A 3,007-nucleotide genomic window follows, 5' to 3' on the forward strand; every position below is an offset into this window, starting at 1 on the left:
CGACGGTGCAGACAGCACCGCGCTCGTATCGGAAGATCGGGCTAACGCGCGGCCGAAGCCACCGCCTTCAGCGCATGAACAGCGGCGCCGGCGCGCGCGACCGGGGCGGTGCTCGGCTGATAGAGGCCGCGGCGGTCGGGATATGGCCTGAACAGGTTGGTGATGCCGACCACGGATTCCGCCGCGCCAAGCGCCAGCACGCCATCAGGCTCGAGCATCCGCGCGACCTTGCCGAAGATCGAGGCCTTGGTCTGCTGATCGAAATAGATCAGCACGTTGCGGCAGAAGATCACGTCGAAGGTGCCGAGATGCGAAATGTCCTGCAGCAGGTTGAGCTGGCGGTGCTGCACCATGCTGCGGATATCGGCGTTGAGCTGCCAGAGCTCGCCCTTCTGCACGAAGTACTTCACCAGGAGCTGGATCGGCAAACCGCGCTGCACCTCGAACTGGCTGAACAGGCCGGCCTTGGATTTCTCCAGCACCGCCTGCGACAGGTCGGTGGCGATGATCTCGATGCGCCAGCCGCTGAACAGCGCGGTCATTTCCTTGAGCAGCATCGCAATCGAATAGGGCTCCTGCCCGGTCGACGACGCCGCGCACCAGATCCGCAGGCTGCGGCGTGCGGCCCGTGCCCGCGCCAGCGCCGGCAGCACCGCGTCCTTCAGATGGTCGAACGGAATCTTGTCGCGGAAGAAGAAGGTCTCGTTGGTGGTCATCGCTTCGACCACCTCCGACGTCAGCAGCTCGGCGCCGCCCTTCATCCGCTGCACCAGCTCGGGAATTCCGGCGAGGTTCGACCTGCGCGCCAAGGGCAGCAGGCGACTCTCGACGAGATATTGCTTGTCGGCGGAGAGATCGAGGCCGGAACGCTCTTTCAGCAGCTTACGCAGATACTCGTAGTCCAGCGGCGTCACAAACGGTCTCCCGCAAACACGCGAACAAGCTTCGGTGCGATCTGATTGAGCGGCAGCACGGCGGCACAGATGCCGGCATTGACCGCAGCACCGGGCATGCCCCACACCACGCTGGTCGCTTCGTCCTGGGCGATCACGCTGCCGCCGGCGGCGACGATGTCCTTGCCGCCGCGCATGCCGTCGGAGCCCATGCCGGTCAGGATCACCGACATGATGCTGCCCTGCCAGACATCGATCGCGGAGGTGAACATCGGGTCCACCGCGGGCTTGCAGAAATTGACCGGCGGCCCGTCGTCGAGCGCGATGGTGGCATCGATGCCGTGGCGGGCGATGCGCATGTGGCGTCCGCCCGGCGCCAGATAGATATGACCCGGCTTGATCGTCTCGCCGTCGATCCCCTCATGCGCCGGCCGCTTGCTCGTGCGCGCCAGATGCTCGGCGAGAATGGTGGTGAAGGTCGGCGGCATGTGCTGGGTGATCAACACCGGGACGCGATCGATCACGGGACCGATCTCTGCGACCAGCGACATCAGCGCCTGCGGACCGCCGGTGGAGGAGCCGATCAGCAGCACTTTCGGCGCCAGCAGGCCGAACGAACGGCGCGCGATCTGCGCTGGCGCGGTGTGCGCAGCGGCGGGAGCCAACGTGCGCGGCTTGTCGTGACCGGGCGCAAGCGGCGGGCTCGCCGTTGCGTGCACGGGGCTGCGCCGCGCCTTGGCGCCGAGATGACGGATCTTCTGGATCAGGTCGTGGCGGAAAGTCTCCGCGGCGGTGGCCTCGCGCGTGCTCTCCGGCTTCGGAATGTAGTCGGACGCGCCGAGCGACAGCGCCTTCAGGCTGATCTCCGCGTTGCGGCGGGTCAGTGTCGAGGCCATGATGACAACGAGATCACGCTTCTTGGCCAAGAGCTGCGGCAGCGCCGAGATGCCGTCGAGATCGGGCATCTCGATATCGAGCACCGCGACGTCGGGGTTGATGCGCTCAAGCTGGTTGACGGCATCGAGGCCGGTGCGCAGCGAGGCCACAACCTCCATGTCGGGCTCGGCGCCGATCCAGCGCGAGATCATCCCGCGGATCACCACGGAATCGTCGACGACCATCACCCGCACCTTGTCGGAACGGATCGATGTCGGAACCGCAGTACTTGTCAACGCAACACTCATGACTTCACCAGCGACGCAACACGACGCACAACAACCGTTGAGCCGAAGGCTTCTGCCGCCGGATCGAACGTAGAAACTTAAGTCAGCATGATCTCAGCGCAAACGCTTCGCGTTTGTCGCAGGGAAAACCGGTTTCCACTTTTCCGGATCATGCTCTAGATGAGTCCGACTTCCTGGAACTTCGCGGTGACGATGTCCCGGTCGAACGGCTTCATGATGTATTCATTGGCACCGGCATGCAGCGCGCGTGCGATATGCGCGACGTCATTCTCGGTGGTGCAGAACACGACCTTGGGCTGATCGCCGCCTGGCATGCGGCGGAGGTTGCCGAGAAACTCATAGCCGTCCATCACGGGCATGTTCCAGTCGAGCAGCACAGCTTCCGGCATCGCACGCTTGCAGGCTTCGAGTGCCTTGGCGCCGTCTTCGGCTTCGACGATCTGGAAATCGAGCCCTTCCAGGATGCGGCGGGCGACCTTGCGAATGACGCTGGAGTCATCGACAACAAGACAGGTTCTCATCTGCGACCTCTACTTCCTCATCCCCGGTGGGATGTTTCAGTTCTTCAGTTCTCTCGGCTCACGCCGCTTTCGCGTCGGGCACCAGTTCGAGCACGCGATCGATATCGAGGACGACCATCAGCTGGCCGTCGAGGCGGTGGACGCCGCCGGCGAGCTTGGCCATGCGGGGATCGAGGTTGACCGGATTGTCCTCGCGGCCGTCGTCGGGCAGCCGCAACACCTCGCCGATCTGGTCGATCAGGAGGCCGTAGGATTCGCCGCGCTGATCGACGCCGACCGCCATCGGCAGCTTGCCGTCGTCGGCCTTCGGCAGGCCGAGCCGGGCACGCATGTCGACCACGGTGACGATGCGGCCGCGCAGATTGAGCACGCCGGCGATCTCGCTGGAGGCCAGCGGCACCCGCGTCAA

At 64.8% G+C, this 3,007-nt stretch carries 4 protein-coding genes; all 4 read right to left on the reverse strand.

Annotation, left to right across the window (positions count from 1 at the left end; all coding sequences use genetic code 11):
* Positions 1-41: 41 nt before the first annotated feature.
* Positions 42-914: a CheR family methyltransferase gene (locus H8A95_RS42315; RefSeq protein WP_229188353.1), complete on the reverse strand. Its 873-nt coding sequence runs from the start codon at positions 912-914 to the stop codon at positions 42-44.
* On the reverse strand, positions 911-2,077 hold the full coding sequence (locus H8A95_RS42320; RefSeq protein WP_229188354.1) for a protein-glutamate methylesterase/protein-glutamine glutaminase: 1,167 nt from the start codon (positions 2,075-2,077) through the stop codon (positions 911-913). The genes H8A95_RS42315 and H8A95_RS42320 overlap by 4 nt, the downstream gene beginning before the upstream one ends.
* A 155-nt stretch (positions 2,078-2,232) precedes the next feature.
* Positions 2,233-2,598, reverse strand: a complete 366-nt coding sequence (locus H8A95_RS42325) for a response regulator (protein ID WP_018273268.1) — start codon at positions 2,596-2,598, stop codon at positions 2,233-2,235.
* A gap of 58 nt (positions 2,599-2,656) precedes the next feature.
* On the reverse strand, positions 2,657-3,007 hold a 351-nt coding region (locus H8A95_RS42330; RefSeq protein ID WP_229188355.1), incomplete at its 5' end, for a chemotaxis protein CheW.

The sequence above is a fragment of the Bradyrhizobium oropedii genome (assembly GCF_020889685.1).
GTDB classification, from domain to species: domain Bacteria; phylum Pseudomonadota; class Alphaproteobacteria; order Rhizobiales; family Xanthobacteraceae; genus Bradyrhizobium; species Bradyrhizobium oropedii.

Coding starts and splice junctions, on each gene's coding strand:
- H8A95_RS42320 (WP_229188354.1), bottom strand. CDS start 2,077: ATGAGTGTTGCGTTGACAAGTACTGCGGTTCCGACATCGATCCGTTCC.
- H8A95_RS42325 (WP_018273268.1), bottom strand. CDS start 2,598: ATGAGAACCTGTCTTGTTGTCGATGACTCCAGCGTCATTCGCAAGGTC.